This is a genomic window from Streptomyces sp. NPDC000941 (assembly GCF_053599555.1).
The window spans coordinates 1-16,030 of sequence record NZ_JBSFMM010000064.1 but is presented as its reverse complement, the minus strand read 5'-3'; the positions used below and the strand labels follow the sequence as shown (position 1 = coordinate 16,030).

Sequence of the window (16,030 nt, the reverse complement as noted above, 5' to 3'; positions counted from 1 at the left end):
ACGGCCCGAGCCGAGTTCCCTCCCCATGCGCCGCAGCCGTCGGATCCTCCTGCTGGCCGCCGCCGCGACTTACGCGGCGGTCGCGGTGGGCGTGTTCACCACCTCGCCCCTGGTCGACCTCGACTGGCGCGTGGCGATGTTCAAGCCGTACAAGCAGTGGCCGTGGGCCCAGGGCCCGCTCGATGTGTTCATCATCGCGGGCCAGCGCGGCCCCACCGCGCTGGCGGCGCTGGCCTGGCTGGGCCGGCGCTCCTGGCGTACCGGAAGCGCGCGCCCGGTGCTCGTCTTCGGCCTCGCCCTCGCGCTCCTCAACGCGAGCGTGGGCGCCGTCAAGCTCGGCGTGGGCCGCCTCGGCCCGCATTACGCGCACACCCTCGGCTCGGCCGAGCTGTTCCACGGCGGGATGATCTTCCCCTCCGGCCACACCGCGAACGGGGTCGTCGTCTGGGGCACCCTGGCCTATCTCGCGACCCGCCACCGCCGGGCGGCGGGCGCGGCGGCCGGGGTCATGGCCCTCGCGATCGGTCTCGCCACCGTCTATCTGGGCACTCACTGGGTCAGCGACGTGCTGGGCGGCTGGGCCGCCGGGGCGCTGGTACTGCTGGCCCTGCCGCTGTTCGAGCCGTACGTCGCCGTGGCGGAGCGGCGGCTCGAACGGAGCGGATGGCTCGGCCGACTCGGCCGGTTCGGGGCGCGCTCGCCCCCGGCCGACCGTATATGCCCGTATCCGCACTCGTCCCGTGAGCAGGTGAGCCAAAGTGGCACTTCGAGTTCTGATCGCCGACGACCACGCGGTCGTCCGGCAGGGCCTGCGGATGATCCTGAGCCTCGACGACGACATCAAGGTGGTCGGCGAGACGACCAACGGCCGGGAGGCCGTACGGCTGGCCCGCGAGCTGTGCCCCGACGTCGTCCTGATGGATCTGCTGATGCCCGTCATGGACGGGATCTCGGCCACCGCCGAGATCCGCCAGGACCTCCCCGAGGTGGAGGTCGTGGCGCTGACCAGCGCCCTCGACGACACCATGGTCATGGGCGCGGTCCGGGCGGGCGCGATCGGCTTTCTGCTGAAGAACGCCGAGGCCGACGAGTTGAGAAGCGCGGTCAAGGGCGCCGCCGCCGGCCGGATCCAGGTCTCCCCCGACGCGACCTCCCGGCTGATGGGCCAGGTCAGGGCCCCGAGCGGGCCGGAACAGCTGACCGAGCGGGAAGCCGAGGTCCTGACGATGCTCGCGCGCGGCAAGTCGAACAAGGAGATCGCCCGCGATCTGCGGATCGGACAGCAGACGGTGAAGACGTATGTGAGCCACATCCTGACCAAGCTCGGGGTGCACAGCCGCACCCAGGCCGCGGTGTACGCCGTCCAGTCGGGGCTGGTGCCGGCCGGGGAGCTCACCACGCCCGAACCGCTGGACGCGACACGGGACCACTGGTGGTCGGCGTGATCGCTGTCCGACGCCGGGCCAGGGCGCGGCGGCGCGCCCTGGCCGATGTCCAGCGGCGTGTCCTCGACGCGGAGCCCGGCGAGGAGCTGCTGCGGCTGGTCGTACGGCGGGCGCGGGAAGCCATGGGCGCGGACGCGGCGCGGGTGCTGGTGGCGGAGCCCGCCGGGGGCCTGGCCGTGGGCAGTGCCTCAGGCTCAAGCACAGGCATGGCTGACGCCCCGGGTATCGCTGACGCCCCGGGTATCGCTGACGCCCCGGGTATCGCTGACGCCTCGGATATCGCTGACGCTCCGGGCAAGGCCGATGCTCTGGCCCGCGGCGAGGTCCTGACCGTACGGGCCGCCGACGGCACCGAGGCGCCCGCTCCCAGCGGCCCGTCGGAGGCCGCGCGGCGGCACGCACTGCGTACGGCCGGGCTCACGGCCGTCCTGGACACACCGCTGACGGTGAGCGGGCGGATCGTGGGCGTCCTGGAGGTGGCCGACCGCCGTCCGCGCCGCTTCACCTCGGGCGACCGGCGCGCGCTGAAGCGGTTCGCCGCGCCCGCCGCCCTGGCAGCCGCCCAGCTCCGTACCCGGGAACAGCTGCGCAGGCTGGCCGTCATCGGGACTGCCACGGACAGAGTACGGCGGACGCTGGACCGGCTGACCGCCGCGGCCGTGGCGCATACGGGCGCGGCGGAATGCGCCGTCCGGCTGCTGGAGCCGGACGGACAGAAGCCGGACGGACTGAAGCTGGACGGGACGGCTCCGGAAGACGCGCCGGAGGAGGTCCGGGAGGCCGTCGCCTCCGCCGCCCCCGTCGTCCGTACGCTCCGCGACGACCGCACCGGCGCGGCCTGGCCGCTGCTGTGCGAGGGGCGGGTGACCGGTGTGCTGCACTGCCGCTACCCGCCCGGACGACGGCCCGACGGCTTCGATCTGACCCTCCTCGACGGGATCGCCGGACACGCCGCCCACGCGGTGGAGGGCGAACGGTGGCGGGCGGCCGCGCGGGACAAGGGCGCCCTGGACGAGCGGCGGCGGCTGTCCAGGGAGCTGCACGACTCGGTCTCCCAGGCCCTGTACGGCATCACCCTGGGCGCGCGTACCGCCCGCGAGCTGCTGAACCGGAACACGGGCGATGACGCTGCCTGTAACCCCGACGCGATGTCGGAGCTGGCCGAGCCGATCGACTACATCCGGCAGCTCGCCGACGCCGCGATCGCCGAGACCCGGCTCCTGCTGGGCCGCCTCAGGCCCGAGACGCTGGAGGCCGAGGGCCTGGTCGCCGCGCTCACGCGACATGTGGCGGCGCTCCGCGACCGGTACGGCATCGCCGCCGAGGCGACACTCGGCGCGGAACCGGAGACGACTCCGGAGGCCAAGCACGCCCTCTACCGGATAGCCCAGGAGTCTCTGCACAACGTCGCCAAGCACTCGGGGGCGCGGCATGTACGCCTCCACCTGCTCAGTGGCCCGGGCACCGTCACATTGACGGTCGCCGACGACGGAGTGGGCTTCGACTCCCGGCGGTCCTTCCCGGGCCATCTGGGCCTGCTGTCCATGCGGGAGCGGGCCCGGGAGGTGGGCGGCACGCTGAACGTGGACAGCCGGCCGGGCCGGGGCAGCCGTATCCGGGCCACCGTCCCGGCGGAGCCGTAAACCCTCACGGCCGGACCAAGCGGCATATGGGATATTTACCCCGCTATATTCCTGTCCCCTGCTACGTTCCTGATGCCGGTAAGGCCGACCGCCACCCACAGACAGGAGACCCGTCCGTGACCCTCCTCGAGCCCATGGGGCTGAGCCTGCGGGACCGCACGGTGGAGGCCGGCGTCCGAACCGGTCTTGCGGCGGTCGAGGCGGGCCTGCTGGAGGCCACGAAAAGCGATGTGCCGTTCATCACCGAGGCCGCCCAGGACCTGGTGCGGGCGGGCGCCAAGCGGTTGCGGCCGCTGCTGGTGCTGCTGGCCGCGCGGTTCGGCGACCCGGCCGCACCGGGCGTGGTGCCCTCGGCCGTCGTCGTCGAGCTGACGCACCTGGCGACGCTTTACCACGACGACGTACTGGACGACGCCGACGCCCGGCGCCGTACGCCCGCCACCGACGCCAACTGGGACAACTCGGTGGCGGTCCTCACCGGCGACTTCCTCTTCGCCCGCGCCTCGCATCTGCTGGCCGACCTGGGCCCGGAGGCCGTACGGATCCAGGCCGACGCGTTCCGGCAGCAGGTCACCGGCCAGATCCTGGAGACGGCCGGGCCCCGCGGCGACCGCGACCCGATCGAGCACTATCTGGAGGTCCTCGCGGGCAGGGCGGGCTCGCTGATCGCGGTCTCCGGGCGGCTGGGCGCACTGGCGTCCGGCGCCGGGCGGGACGTCGCCGGCGTACTCGCCCGGTACGGCGAACGGCTGGGCGTGGCCTGCCGCCTGGCCGAGGATGTACTGGACATCGCCGAGACCGGCGGGGCCGGGGGCGTACCGCGCGGCCACCCGGGCGCCACCCTGCGCGAGGGTTTCGCGACGCTGCCGGTCCTGTATCTGCGGGCGCGGGCGGCGGCGACCGGTTCGTCCGAGGACCGTGAGCTGTGCGAACTGCTCACCACCGAACTCACCAACAAGACGGACGAGACGCGCTACGCGGAGGCGCTGCGCCGGTTCCGCGCCCACCCCGCCCTGGAACAGGCCCGGGTGGCCGCGGACCGCTACGCCGAAGAGGCCCGCGCGGCGCTGGCGCCGCTGCCCGCGTGCGCGGCGCGGCGTGCGCTGGAGGACCTGTGCGAGGTGGTGACGCGCGACCGCCCGGCCGTACCGCCGCCCTCGCCCTCAGCCCCGGCCGCGTCCTCGCTGGTCGCCGCGGAGCAGCGACTCCCCGAAGCGGCGCAGCCGTGAGACGGCCTCAGGGTCGGGGCCGGCGCCGGGCTCCGGTTCCGGCTCCGTAGACGCACGACAGCGGCAGTCTTCGGCTGTTACGGGAGGCCCGGGGCGGCCCGCTCCCCGGCGCCGACCGCCGACCCGCGAGGACCGCCGGACGGCCTCCGACAGCCGTCTGAATCGCTCCCTGGCAACCACAGCGAGGAAACCCGCCCGTCGGCGCCCCGTATTCCAGGGGGCACCCGATCGGGGTGCCCCTGCTCCCTACGGGGGCGGGGCAGCAACGTTCGGCGCCCCTGCCGTCATCACGTCATCACGTCATCACGTCAGCAGGGCGTCTGCGCACCGCCGTCGTTCAGGTTGCCGTCGTAGATCCAGCCCCTGGTCCCGGTGTCGTCGTATTTCGCGTGGGTCCAGGTGTTACCTGCGGAGTTGACCACGTAGCAGTCGTAGGAGAGACGGCCCGCGAAGACGGTGATGTTCGTCGAGCACTCGGCGTTCGGGCCGCTGCGCAGCGGCGCGGAGCCGTCCCGGTTCAGGAGGTAGCCGGTCCCGGTGTCCACGTCGCGCCAGGACGGGTGGGTGCATGCGGCGGTGCCCGTGGTGGCGGCACCGGCCGATGGGGCGGCAGTCAGGGTGGCCGAGCCGACCAGGAGAGGCAGAGCGACCGCTGCCCACATCTTGTTTCTCTTCAACGCATTCCCTTTGCTCTGCGGGCGTCATCCTCATGACGTCCCACCGTGATGTGCTCGTCGAGCGTATGTACGAATCTGGTGAGAGGTCAGGGTGTTTTCAGCCAGAGGCATTACGCGTTGGCTGGATCCATCGGAAAGGCAGGCGGAATGACAGCATCCAGTTGTCTCATTTGACGCCCCAGGGCCGGGCCCCAGTTCCGTACGCCCCGTATTCCAGCACCCGTCAGCGCCTGCGCTGCCCCGCGTAGAACATCGAGGCACTGGTCACCACGAACAGCCCGCCGGAGACTGCCAGCGTGAGAGCGGTCTGGCCCTCCTGGTCGGGCCCGTCCGGCAGCCGGGGCGCAAGGACCCCCATCGGGTCCTTGCGCAGCGCGACGCGCTGGTGCCGCTTGATGTGGTCGAAGCAGTTCTGCTGCTGCGATATCTCATGCACGGCGTGGTCCCCGGCGGTCTCCTCCACCGTGCAGTACTGCTGCTCGTCGCGGTACTCGACCTCGGTGACCACGGCGGGTGCCTTCTCTCCCATGGTCTTCATATAGAGCTCGTACAGCCCCGGCCCGGCGAACAGCGTCAACGCGAACCCCGCGCACGACACCAGCACCGCCGCCCCCGCCCGGTGCCAGATGCCGCCCGCCACGGACGCCGCGACGGCGAACGTCCCCAGCGCGACCACGACTCCGACGTAGATGCCCACCGACGGGACCTGCGCCAGCCACGCCGCCACGGTGAACATCAGCGGCACCGACACGGCCCACAGCAGCGACTTGACCAGCCGGCGCGCCCGGGACGGCGCAGCCCCCGCCGCCTTCGCCCCGGTGGCCACGACGGACTCGGGCGTTCCCATGCCTGTTGCTCCCTGCCTCGCGCGCGCCTGTCGGGCAGCAAGCATGCCGCAGCCGCCAAGAGCTGGTCCTGCGCGCCCGACCTACGCTTACGGCTCATGGACTGGATTACGCCCATAAGCACGCTGCTCGGCGCGGTGGTCGGGGTCGGATCGACACTGCTGGGCGAGACCGTTCGCTCAAAACGTGATCGAGGGCACCAGCAGTACGAACTCAGGCGGCAGCTGTACGCCCGCTATCTCGAAGCCCTCACCAACACCGACAGCGAACTACAGCTGCTCGCCATCCGCGAGCAGACCCCGTTGGACGAAGCCGACATTCGGACCGCCTGGCGCAACCACTCCCTGCTGTCCCTGAATTACGAGGTCGCGCTCGTCGGCCCACCGCCAGTGGCCGACGCCGCCGAGACGGCCTACCGCTCGCTGCGGTCGATGCGGAACGTCCTGGGCAGGGCGGAGGTCACCCTCGGCAATCCCCGCACGTCAGGGGACCAGGACCCCGGATCCGCCGAATGGCGGGACGCCCACCGTGCGTACATCGACGCGATGGCGGCTCTGCGCTCGGCCATGCGCACCGACATAGCGAACGGTCAGCGCAGCTGATTTGAGTGCGCTGGACGTCAAAAACCGTGCGCCTGGCGTCAATGACGCCCCGGGCCGTAGCGGAGAAACTCCTTTCAGTCCCATTGGGTGCACAGATCCCCTGCGCAGGTGCGGACCCACACCCCGTGCCCGGCCGGAAGGGTGACCGTCCGGCGGTAACGGGAGGTGCCGCCCGGCCCCGCGACAGCCAGATCAATGGTCCGCGAGCAGACGTTCGGCTGATTGGAGACACACAGCTGGGCCACCGCTTTGCCGGTGCCATCCGGGTTCTTCACATATCCGGTCACCGTGGCTCTGGCCGATGTCCAACAGATCGTCCCGACGGCATAGGCGCGCATTTCCGCGTTGTAGTCGCGGCATCCGCTCGTCGGAGCGGCCTTGGATTGCGGCTCGGAGCCGAACGGACTTAACGGGCTGAACGGCAGTAAGACAAGACCGAGGGCCAGGAGCACCACCCCCAGTCCCGCGAACAGCGACAGACGCCACCGCACGTCGCGCGGGGCACGCCCGGGCTCCTCGCCGGGAGAAGCCGCGGTCTCGGGCGAGGCCGCCGCTTCGGGTGAAGTCCCCGCTTCAGCGGGGGATGCCATATCGGGTGGCGGCTGGGCACCGGCCTCCAGCGCGTCGTCCCACAGTTCCAGCAGTGGCCTCGGATCGGCCCCGCAGGCTTGCGCGATGTCCTCGACTGCGTCGCGGCTGGGGAACAGCTTGCCGTTGACATAACGCTCGAGCGAAGCGCGGCTGTAGTTGGTGCGCGCCTCGAGCCTGGCGAAACTCAGCCCGGACGCCTGCTTGATTCGCCGCAGTTCGGCCGCCAGTCGCCGTCCCGCGGAAGAGGTCAGGGCGACAGCCGCCTGACGGGGCGCTTCCGACGTGTCCGACCTGCGTTGCCCCATGCTGTGCCCCCCTGTGCGCCGTATGCGGGCGGCCATCCGGAGTTGGTGCGGCGTCTCAAGACATCCCATGAGACGCCCCTTTCCTTCCTGGGACGCCCTGAGCGGTCAAGAGTGTAGGGGTCAGCCCCGCGCTGCGGCTGACGTTCGAGCGCCCGGGCGCCCATCACGCCCGGCTCATGCGCATCTCCCTCACTGCTCGCGTCCTGTGGCATGCCCCCGGCCAGGACTCGGCCGACCGAAAGGCACCTTCCGGCCTTGATAGCGCACGACTCCTTTTCAGAGCCCACGACCGAAAGGCCGCCCCATGAGACGACCGATGAGATACGCGCCCTGGAACTCGGCCCGGTGCGCGTTACGTTGGTGAACCTCCCCAAACCAACACCAACACGACCACGACCACGACCACGCCGCCCGCTCCTGAGCCCAACTCCGGGGACCTGGCAGCTCTCTCTCCTGTCCTCCCGCCCACGGCCAGGGACCACGGAAATCTGCACCCTGACGCTGCACGAGGGCTCACGGCCATTCGAGACCCCTACTCCCACCCTCGGCCCAACACAGGCCGTGGTGGTGAACCTCCCCCGCGGCGCGGTACCGATACCGGACCATGCGCTGCGAAGCCTGACAACCCGACCCGCACCTCCCAGGCCCGGCCCCGGAATGATCCTGGCCCGATTCCTGGAAGGGCTCGCCGACCATTGGGAAGGCCTTGAGTCGACTCCGACCGAACGGCTCGGCTCGGCCGTGGTCGACCTCTCGGTCGCATTCCTCATGAGCCTGGCCGAGACACAAGGACTGCTCTCGCCTCACCCCCGAAGGTCCGAACTCCTCAACGACATCAAGTCCTTCATCATCCGGAATCTCGGCGAACCGCACCTGTCACCCCAGCAGATCGCCGCAGAGCATCACATCTCGGTGCGCTATCTGCACCTCCTCTTCCATCACGACAAGCGCACGGTCCGCGGCTTCCTCCAAGAACAGCGCCTGGAACACTGCCGGACCGACCTGACGGACCCGACCCACCCCGGACGCACCGTCGGCGTGATCCGTGCCCGCTGGGGCTTCCGGGACGACGCGGTATTCGGCAGAGCCTTCAAGAAGGCCTACGGAATCTCACCGGGCGAATACCGCAAGCGGCACTTCCAGACGCCGTAACCCGGCCGGTCCCGGTGTCAATTCGGCACAGGGCGGCGTCACGCATACCAGGGCTGCGAGCGGTATACGTCACCGGGCTCGGCGGGTGCGGCTCAGGTCTCCGTCAGGAGTGGGGCTCGATGCCGGAGCCATCGGGGTCCTCATCAGGCTCGACGTGAGGATTGCGAGCGTCCTCGCCTGCGGACAGCCGGGCGCCCCGGCTCTCGGCGATCCGGTACGCATCGCGCAGGGACTCGGCCAGGCGTGTGGCGAGAAAGCGGAGTTGTACGGGGGTGGTCTTGCGGTCGGAAAGCATGTCGTCGGCGTGGCCGAGCAGTTTGTCGGCCATGTCAAGCTGCACGCACTCGACGTTATCGGCGACACGGGACACGTACCCGGTCCCGTCACCGACGACGTAACAGGGCTTCCCCTCCGGAGTGGACCACGGGAGCAGTCGAGACCCGCTCGGCAGCCTGATCACTTGGCCACCTCCACGCCGTGGATCAGGCGCGGGCCCCGGTGGCGGCCCGCGGCCGGCCACAGGAGCCGCAGCAGCGGCTCGATAATGCGGGCGATACAGTCCAACATGTCGTCAACCCCTTGTCAGTTGATGGCCACGCCCCCGGGCCGTCGGTAGCGGTCGCGGGGGTCTTCCATGTGGGCATCGCTGTGTAGCGATCCACTCACAGAGTGAGATGGAACGGGCTAGGCTCGCCAGTAATCAGCAGGTGACAGAGGTTTTGTCACAAGGGGGTTGACGGTGGGCAATACGTACGGTGATTGGCTCAGGGAGCAACGCGAAGCGGCGGGCATGACCCAGCAGGAGCTGGCCGACGCGGCACTCATGACCCGCTCGCACATCGCACATATCGAGGCGGGCCGCCGCTTCCCGTCCAAGGAGGACGCGCGGCGGCTGGACCGGGCTCTGAACACGGGGAATGTGCTGAGCAGCTTCCTGCCGCACGGCGATGCCGCTGTTGCCGACTACTTCGAGGCAGCGCGGCAGCTCGAACAGCAGGCAACGGTGATCCACGAGTTCGCGTTGTCCTACGTACCCGGCATCCTGCAGACGGAAAGATACGCGCGTGTGGTCCTGCGCTCTGGCTTCCCCCCACGGAGTGATGAGGAGTGTGACAGGCTCGTCGTCACGCGACTTGAGCGGGCGAAGATCCTCGACGCCCCTATAACGCCCGTAGTGTGGGCTCTGTTGGACGAGGCGGTACTGCGTCGCCCTGTCGGCGGCTCGGAGGTCATGGCGGAGCAGATCGTGCACATGGTGCGCTTGGCGGAGAGCGGCCGCGTGCGTGTTCACATCCTGCCGTTTGGCCTGGGCGCTCACCCCCTGCTGTCGAGCATGATGACGCTGATGTGGTTCGAAGACCAGCCCCCGGCCGCCTACAGCGAAGGGGTGTCCATCGGCAAGCTGCACGACTCCCCGGCACTGGTCGAACAGCTCAGGGGCGCATACGCTCTCGCGCTGAGCGACGCGCTGCCGCTGAAGGAGTCACTTGCCCTGATGAGGGCAACGTCGAAGGAGTACGGACGTCATGCCTGAGCACATAACCCGGGACGCAGCCGCGCTGAGCGGCTGGCGGAAGTCGTCGTACAGCAACAACGAGGGAGGCAGCTGCGTCGAAATCCTGGATGGCTGCCCTTCGGGCGTCCCCGTCCGCGACTCCAAGACCCCCCACGGCCCCGCAGTGGTCTTCTCGGTGGACAGTTGGTCGTCGTTCCTCGCAGCCCTCAAGGACGGGAACTTCCCCACCTGATCAGCACGCCAAGTCGCACACCCGGCCCTCGCTGCCGGGCCACGCGAGTTCGACTCCGGCCCGACGGCAGATGCCGAGCCAGCGAAGTTCGGCCGGTTCGCGCTCAACCCATAGAACAGCACGTACCGTCCTCGCCTTTTCAAAGAGTTGGTCCTGGTAGTCCAGAACCTGGCCGAGGCCCAGGCGCAACTGTGAAGATTCATTCGCCGACGTGAGCGACTTGACTTCGCACACCGTGAGTTCGCCATCCCGCGCACGCCAAGCGAGATCGAACTCCGGGTCGGCGGGACCTGGCGAGAGCGCTTCCAGACCGCGCTCCACGACCGCCCTGGCAAGAGCGTTCTGAAGTCGGCTGTGCACCGCGAAATTCCTGCCCACAAGATCAGGGTCAGGAACGCCCCGTCGGGCGATCGCTGGTGGCGTGCTCTCCCTCACCGTCCGGTAAGCACCACCAACGGGAACGCCAGCCGAACCGCCCGATGGCGCGACACCCAGGGCCTGCATCTGCCCCTGCGCTCCCGAGGTTTCCGCCGCCTCCTGGAAGAGCCGAAGGACTACATTCCACTGCTCCTCCGACAACCGATGCGGATTGCCCGCGAACGGCTGGGTGACGATGCTGGCCCCTGCCACTGCCGGATCGTCCAGGAAGCTCTGGCGAGGAATCGGCGCGCCCAGCCAGCAGTCCACCTTCAAAGGGACGTACCAGCGAACGCCTGGGGCTTCACGCCAATACGAGGCGTCATTGGACGCATCCCTGGAGGGTGCCCCTGTCAGGTGACCGCGTGCAACAAGGCCACCGTCAGCCCCTGATAGCCACAGAACGAACCGGTCCCCCACCCCCAACTCGCCCCGGAACCGATGAACACTCCATGACGTCAGCTTCTGGCCGTCAAGCCTGAACCTGTCGAGGTCGAACTTCCTGCGATTGCACGACAGTAACCAGGCATTCATCTCGGTGTCCTCACTGCAAGATCATTGACCGTGGACCGGACGTGGACATGCTCACCATCAACACACGGGTGGTTTACGCACGGCACCGCCACCGTATCCGTTGATACGAAGAACCCCAGCTTAGACAACTGCCTGAGCTGGGGTTCCGGTGGAACCGACTAAGGGGAATCGAACCCTTGACCTACGCATTACGAGTTGCCCGATCTTGGTCCGGGGGTGTCCACGCAAGTCCGTCTCAAGACTGAAACCGCAGGTGAGTGCACCCCCGCCGGACTTCAGTGGGTGCGTCGGGCCACTGCGGAAGGAGGGGCGACTGAGACCCCCGCTGAGACCAGACCTGTGACACTGCGGCCAACCCACCAGGGCCGTGAGCATGCAGAGTTCCGCTCGCCCTCTTGAACACACGACGAGATACGGCATGATTGTGTGGTCGGACCATCACTTATCGTAGTTCTCAATGAAGCGAGGAGAGTCTTGAACCAGCCTGCCGTGCCACGATTCACGCCCGAGGAGGTTGCGAGTCAGCTAGGCGCGGGGGCCGTCTTTCTTGGCGCTGGCGCCGTTGGCGACACCTGGAAGGTAGGCAACGAGGCAGTCAAGATCATATGCGCCGACGACTACTCCATGGCCCGCCTAGAGCGCGAAGTTGAGGGGTTACGGCGCGTCAGTTCGCCTAACGTCGTCGCCTTCCACGGTCCCATTACTGTGCGACTTGGCGGGAAAGCCAGGCCGGGATTGCGGTTCGAGTACATCGACGGCGGTGACATTGAGAGGCAAATGGTTAATGGCGAGACACTTCCCCCAGAGCATGCAAAAGAGTTCCTGCGGGGCCTCCTAAGTGGAGCTCAGGCGCTACACAAAGCTGCCACCATCCATCGCGACATAAAGCCTGCAAACATCGCCTTGCGTGATGGGAGGTGGGAAAGCCCGGTAATTTTGGATCTTGGACTAGCTAAGCAGATAGACGCGAGCACGATCACCGTCTATCCCGGCCACATCGGCACTGTTCCTTACATGGCGCCAGAGCAACTTATCGGGCAGCGGGCTAGAAAAGCATCCGATCTGTGGGCTATTGGAGTAACAACCAGGCAGTCCCTAACCGGAAAGCATCCATTCTATGAGATCGGCGAGAAATACACTGTCGATGAGGCATACGCTCGCCTTTCCCGGGGGCCACAGCCGCTGCCAGGCAACTGCCCTAAGACTGTCAGTTCGATTCTTGACCGTCTCACGTCGGTAGTGGAGCACGAACGAGGAAGCGTTTCAAGCAATCTGATACGCCTGAGCCGAGGTAACTAGCTGGGGGGTTACATGCCTCATGACGAGCCCGACCCGATGCCCGAAGACGACCTGGATTGGTCGACAGGAATTGAGGGTGAATTCGACTGGCCTGTCGTGGACGAGGATCAGCTACAGAACGATGAACTCAATGCCTACCTGGATGCAGATGACGAGTACGTCCCACTCCCGAGCGAAGATAGCTTTCTCATACTAAGTGGCGATGATGCAGGCAGCGTGGTTACCACTCCTCCAGCAGGATCTGTGGCGAGCCAAACCGGCAGCGCACCGCCCAGAATTGACCGCGATCAGGCATTAACGGGATCGCGACCCATTTACCTTGTTTGGCGAGGGGGGAGGTACTACAAGTACATACCTCGCGTGCTTGTTGGCCTCCATGCATCCTACGGCGACAGCTTGGCTCTGGGAATTATTGCAAACATCCCCTCGGCCAATGCTCAGTCCCACCGTAGCTTCTTCAACCTTTCACCGGTTTCTGCGCTCCGGATTGCAGACCCGCAATGCTACCTTCTTGATACAGAGGTTCTGAGGCTCAGCAAAGAGCCAATCAAGGCTCGCGGATATAAATACGCTCCGTACCTCGCCGACAGCGAGGCACCTGACTGGGTGCAACGCGTGCTCAACGCACAACGAGCCGCCGGCGCCAATCTGCTCCTGACTCCCGGACGGGCCCTTGACCCTGATGATCCTCAACGATCTCTGGATAGGGCCTGCGAGCAAGGCGACGACGTCCTATCTCGCCTGGGCCGAGGCGAGCGTACGGCGCTGAACCTTACATTGCCATCCCGCTGGCTTTCTAGTACGGCGCTTAGAAACCGTCTGCTAGACCAAATAATGGACCAAGACCAGTTTGACACCCTGTACGTCCGTGTGCAGTGGGCTCAAGGTAAGGCATTCATTCCCCCGGAAAACCCGGAGCTGCTTGCAGGTATCAAGAAGCTCGCCAACTTGTGCGCGGATGAGGAACGGTGCTTGCTCCTCCCCCAGACAGGGTTGACGGGTTGGTACGCCCTCGCGCACGGAGCTGCCGGTTTCGGACTTGGCGTCAGCGGGACCGATCAAGCTTTCGCCGAGTACGTTTTTCGCGCGGGAGCAAAGGGCGCAATCGAAAGGTACTTTGAAAAGCAACTCCTCCACACGCCGGATCGGAGCACACACAACGTTCTGGCCAGGACGCCCGGTTATCTCCGATGCTCGTGCCCATACTGCCCTGCCCTATTCGCAAACGAGCCGTGGTCGCACGAACTTTCGGCACTCCACCACTTGCACAGCATGGGTGAACTCACAGCCAAGGTGCAACGAGACTCGGTACGTAATGGAAGGCATGCGGCCGTTAGGAGGATCGTGGCGGCCGCCCAAAGGTTCGCGACGGGCCTGCCACCTGTCAGTGCCGAACAGGCTCCCAAGCATTTGGACGCCTGGGGTCAGGCCCTGTAGAAGTTGTCAGATCACTTCCAAAGACCTGACGGATGGGGCCACTCACCTCTCCGCGCATGCACAACTCTGCAGCCCTCTCCACCAACAACTCCCTATAAACACTCGCACCCAAGCGGGTCTTGGTCGGCTTGGCATGAATTAGCGGCAGCAAGCCGATTTCCTGATCTAGAGAAGCAAGTCCAATCCCAGCAATCGAGAACCACTCACGATGGGCGAGGGCTGGTGCACATAGCTCAGCATCTAGTACCAGCCAAGCCTCGTCGGCTGCCAAGCCGTGTCGGATAGTTTGCTGATAGCCACTTCGCCAATCTCGAATTTTGACTTCGATTGTGCAAATCCGAGTGGCCAAACTACGGAATCGGCTTACTGCCCGCCACCGCCCTCTCGACTGCTTCTCCACATGCCCGGAACGGGCGAGTTGAGGCAGGACAGAAGACGAGATATGCCCAGGGCTCAAGTGGGTGCGCTTAGAAATTTGAGAAGGTGACAGCGTCTCGCCCAATACCTTCTGAAGAGAAAACAAGACACTCATGCTCGCCAGGTCAAGAATTAATGCTTGCGACCTGTCGCGCCGCTGGCGGATCGCCTCTTCATCGAAGCGAACAAGAACAACGTCAGGAACGCCGGACGTTGACTGAACCTCGAAGAATACCCTGCTGCTTGAGCCAATCAACCTGGGCGCTTGCTTGACGATTGGTTCGAGCATGTCGGCTTCTCTCGCAAACTGCGCTTTGGGCATGAGCGCAACTCCCTTAAGTCGAGCCTCGCGACACAAACTAGCACTGGAAGTCTAGCGGGAATTTCTTCAAACTCCGCTAACGAAACGGATAAATCTGAAGTCGGCTAGGAGCGCGTTCTATCGGTCACCAACACACAAGTCTGATCTCATCCAGGACCACGTGTGAACAGCGTCGCGGTCACCACTAAGGCCAGGAAGCTCTACATACGAAAAGGCGCTGGTCAACCGCAAGGAAACTGCAACGGAAGCCGAGAGCAAGCTGATGCTCCTGGTGGATGACGTCTGGGACGGACCACGTGGGCGTTGCTGCCCGTCCCATCGGATCTCATCGAGCGCGCGAGGGCGTCACATCAGCGGGAAGTAGCCGACTGGTAAAGCCCTCGTGGCACAGCCGCTCGTACGCTTCCACGACGCCAGACGGCACGTCCTGCGGGAATTCCAGCCCCAAGTCCGCGAGGACGAGCACCTGTTGCAGTGCGCCCGCGATCATGTCGATTACCATGCGGGCATCCCCAATGGAGTCGGCGTACTCCTCCAGCCTCATGGGCGTGGTCGCGCTCACGACTTGGCAAGGATCCGCACACCTGCGTGTCTCGGCTGCACCGGCTCGAGCCGTGCCCGCCGGAGCGCAAGTCGCACAAGAACTACAAGCGCGGGTGCCCAAAGCCGTACACGAAAAGCTGCACGAAGACGCGTGCGCATGCCCCGAACGCAAAGGAGGCGGACTGGTCTTCATCCGCCCCAAGACCAAGAAGAGCACCAACCCAGTACCGATCCCACCGCCGTTCATCTCCTACCTGCACGAGCACAAGGCATGGCCGGAGGAGATGCGAGCCGTCGCAGGCGACGCGTGGGAGGAACACGGCTCGATGTCCACGCGGCCGGACGGTCGGCCGCTGGACCCGCGCGCCGACTGGGCGGAGTTCTCAAGGAGCTGCTCGAGGAAGCGGGGATCGACAACCGGCGCCTGTACAACTGGAGCCGCCACACCGCAGGCACAATCCTGAACCAGCTGGGGGTGGACATGCCGACGATCATGGAGATCCCCCGGCACACCCAGATCAGTCAGCCTCGGCGGTACGTGAAGGGGAGATCTCCCCTCTCCAAGGACGCCATGCGCCGCATGGGAGACGCCTTCATGCCCCGCCCGGAATCCGCAACTGAGACCAAAGCTGAGACCACGAGCGCCAAGGCGGCGCGTGCGCGGCGCCGTCGCCATATCCGCTGAACAAAAAAGCCCAGCTCAGACACTGTCTGAACTGGGCTTCAGTGGAGCCGCCTAAGGGAATCGAACCCTTGACCTACGCATTACGAGGGAGTTTCACCCCCTTCGGCTCACCTGCGGAAACCTGGTCACAGGCCGTTTG

General features: G+C 66.5%; 16 protein-coding genes, 1 tRNA gene and 2 pseudogenes. 11 read left to right on the top strand and 8 right to left on the bottom strand.

The window, feature by feature from the left end:
* Nucleotides 1-25: 25 nt before the first annotated feature.
* The 4 genes and pseudogenes from ACWDSL_RS21610 to ACWDSL_RS21595 form a co-directional block, all read left to right on the top strand.
* Nucleotides 26-559: pseudogene (locus ACWDSL_RS21610) on the top strand (phosphatase PAP2 family protein); the annotation flags it as partial.
* Nucleotides 560-758: 199 nt separating this feature from the next.
* Nucleotides 759-1,445, top strand: a complete 687-nt coding sequence (locus ACWDSL_RS21605) for a response regulator (RefSeq protein WP_014178459.1) — start codon at nucleotides 759-761, stop codon at nucleotides 1,443-1,445.
* Complete coding sequence (locus ACWDSL_RS21600; RefSeq protein ID WP_450487749.1) at nucleotides 1,442-3,088, top strand: GAF domain-containing sensor histidine kinase; 1,647 nt, start codon at nucleotides 1,442-1,444, stop codon at nucleotides 3,086-3,088. Before ACWDSL_RS21605 ends, ACWDSL_RS21600 begins: the two co-directional genes overlap by 4 nt.
* Nucleotides 3,089-3,204: 116 nt before the next feature.
* Nucleotides 3,205-4,317, top strand: a complete 1,113-nt coding sequence (locus tag ACWDSL_RS21595) for a polyprenyl synthetase family protein (protein WP_450487695.1) — start codon at nucleotides 3,205-3,207, stop codon at nucleotides 4,315-4,317.
* 308 nt (nucleotides 4,318-4,625) lie between these two features.
* Here ACWDSL_RS21595 and ACWDSL_RS21590 read toward each other — a convergent pair whose 3' ends face one another.
* Nucleotides 4,626-4,994, bottom strand: coding sequence for an SH3 domain-containing protein (locus ACWDSL_RS21590; RefSeq protein ID WP_450487694.1), 369 nt, complete (start codon nucleotides 4,992-4,994; stop codon nucleotides 4,626-4,628).
* Between the two features lie 223 nt (nucleotides 4,995-5,217).
* Complete coding sequence (locus ACWDSL_RS21585) at nucleotides 5,218-5,841, bottom strand: hypothetical protein (RefSeq protein WP_450487692.1); 624 nt, start codon at nucleotides 5,839-5,841, stop codon at nucleotides 5,218-5,220.
* A gap of 96 nt (nucleotides 5,842-5,937) precedes the next feature.
* Here ACWDSL_RS21585 and ACWDSL_RS21580 point away from each other — a divergent pair, with 96 nt between their 5' ends.
* Nucleotides 5,938-6,441: a hypothetical protein gene (locus ACWDSL_RS21580; RefSeq protein WP_450487690.1), complete on the top strand. Its 504-nt coding sequence runs from the start codon at nucleotides 5,938-5,940 to the stop codon at nucleotides 6,439-6,441.
* Between the two features lie 74 nt (nucleotides 6,442-6,515).
* Here ACWDSL_RS21580 and ACWDSL_RS21575 read toward each other — a convergent pair whose 3' ends face one another.
* Nucleotides 6,516-7,337: a helix-turn-helix domain-containing protein gene (locus ACWDSL_RS21575; protein ID WP_450487688.1), complete on the bottom strand. Its 822-nt coding sequence runs from the start codon at nucleotides 7,335-7,337 to the stop codon at nucleotides 6,516-6,518.
* Nucleotides 7,338-7,994: 657 nt separating this feature from the next.
* Between ACWDSL_RS21575 and ACWDSL_RS21570 the strand changes: the two genes are divergently transcribed.
* The gene (locus tag ACWDSL_RS21570) at nucleotides 7,995-8,489 is read left to right on the top strand and encodes a helix-turn-helix domain-containing protein (protein ID WP_450487686.1); all 495 of its coding nucleotides are present in this window, start codon (nucleotides 7,995-7,997) and stop codon (nucleotides 8,487-8,489) included.
* A 103-nt stretch (nucleotides 8,490-8,592) separates the two neighbouring features.
* On the opposite strand, the gene ACWDSL_RS21565 is transcribed toward ACWDSL_RS21570, so the two are convergent.
* A complete protein-coding gene (locus ACWDSL_RS21565) occupies nucleotides 8,593-8,949 on the bottom strand; it encodes a hypothetical protein (RefSeq protein ID WP_450487684.1) in 357 nt (118 codons plus the stop codon).
* A 279-nt stretch (nucleotides 8,950-9,228) separates the two neighbouring features.
* On the opposite strand from ACWDSL_RS21565, the gene ACWDSL_RS21560 reads away from it, so the two are divergent.
* Nucleotides 9,229-10,023, top strand: a complete 795-nt coding sequence (locus ACWDSL_RS21560; protein ID WP_450487682.1) for a helix-turn-helix domain-containing protein — start codon at nucleotides 9,229-9,231, stop codon at nucleotides 10,021-10,023.
* Nucleotides 10,016-10,237, top strand: a complete 222-nt coding sequence (locus ACWDSL_RS21555) for a DUF397 domain-containing protein (protein ID WP_450487680.1) — start codon at nucleotides 10,016-10,018, stop codon at nucleotides 10,235-10,237. The genes ACWDSL_RS21560 and ACWDSL_RS21555 overlap by 8 nt, the downstream gene beginning before the upstream one ends.
* On the opposite strand, the gene ACWDSL_RS21550 is transcribed toward ACWDSL_RS21555, so the two are convergent.
* Both ACWDSL_RS21550 and ACWDSL_RS21545 read right to left on the bottom strand, forming a co-directional pair.
* Nucleotides 10,238-10,924 carry a hypothetical protein gene (locus ACWDSL_RS21550; protein ID WP_450487679.1) on the bottom strand — a complete coding sequence of 229 codons (687 nt, stop codon included), beginning with the start codon at nucleotides 10,922-10,924 and terminating at the stop codon, nucleotides 10,238-10,240.
* A 413-nt stretch (nucleotides 10,925-11,337) separates the two neighbouring features.
* Nucleotides 11,338-11,422 (bottom strand) — tRNA-Ser (locus ACWDSL_RS21545).
* 240 nt (nucleotides 11,423-11,662) lie between these two features.
* Between ACWDSL_RS21545 and ACWDSL_RS21540 the strand changes: the two genes are divergently transcribed.
* On the top strand, nucleotides 11,663-12,487 hold the full coding sequence (locus ACWDSL_RS21540) for a serine/threonine-protein kinase (RefSeq protein WP_450487677.1): 825 nt from the start codon (nucleotides 11,663-11,665) through the stop codon (nucleotides 12,485-12,487).
* A gap of 36 nt (nucleotides 12,488-12,523) precedes the next feature.
* On the top strand, nucleotides 12,524-13,924 hold the full coding sequence (locus tag ACWDSL_RS21535; protein ID WP_450487675.1) for a hypothetical protein: 1,401 nt from the start codon (nucleotides 12,524-12,526) through the stop codon (nucleotides 13,922-13,924).
* Here ACWDSL_RS21535 and ACWDSL_RS21530 read toward each other — a convergent pair.
* Entirely contained in the window at nucleotides 13,872-14,663 is a 792-nt protein-coding gene (locus tag ACWDSL_RS21530) for a hypothetical protein (RefSeq protein WP_450487673.1), read from the bottom strand. The genes ACWDSL_RS21535 and ACWDSL_RS21530 overlap by 53 nt on opposite strands.
* A 325-nt stretch (nucleotides 14,664-14,988) precedes the next feature.
* Nucleotides 14,989-15,225, bottom strand: coding sequence for a hypothetical protein (locus ACWDSL_RS21525; protein WP_450487752.1), 237 nt, complete (start codon nucleotides 15,223-15,225; stop codon nucleotides 14,989-14,991).
* Nucleotides 15,226-15,233: 8 nt separating this feature from the next.
* Here ACWDSL_RS21525 and ACWDSL_RS21520 point away from each other — a divergent pair.
* Nucleotides 15,234-15,891: pseudogene (locus ACWDSL_RS21520) on the top strand (tyrosine-type recombinase/integrase); the annotation flags it as partial.
* Between the last annotated feature and the right edge of the window lie 139 nt (nucleotides 15,892-16,030).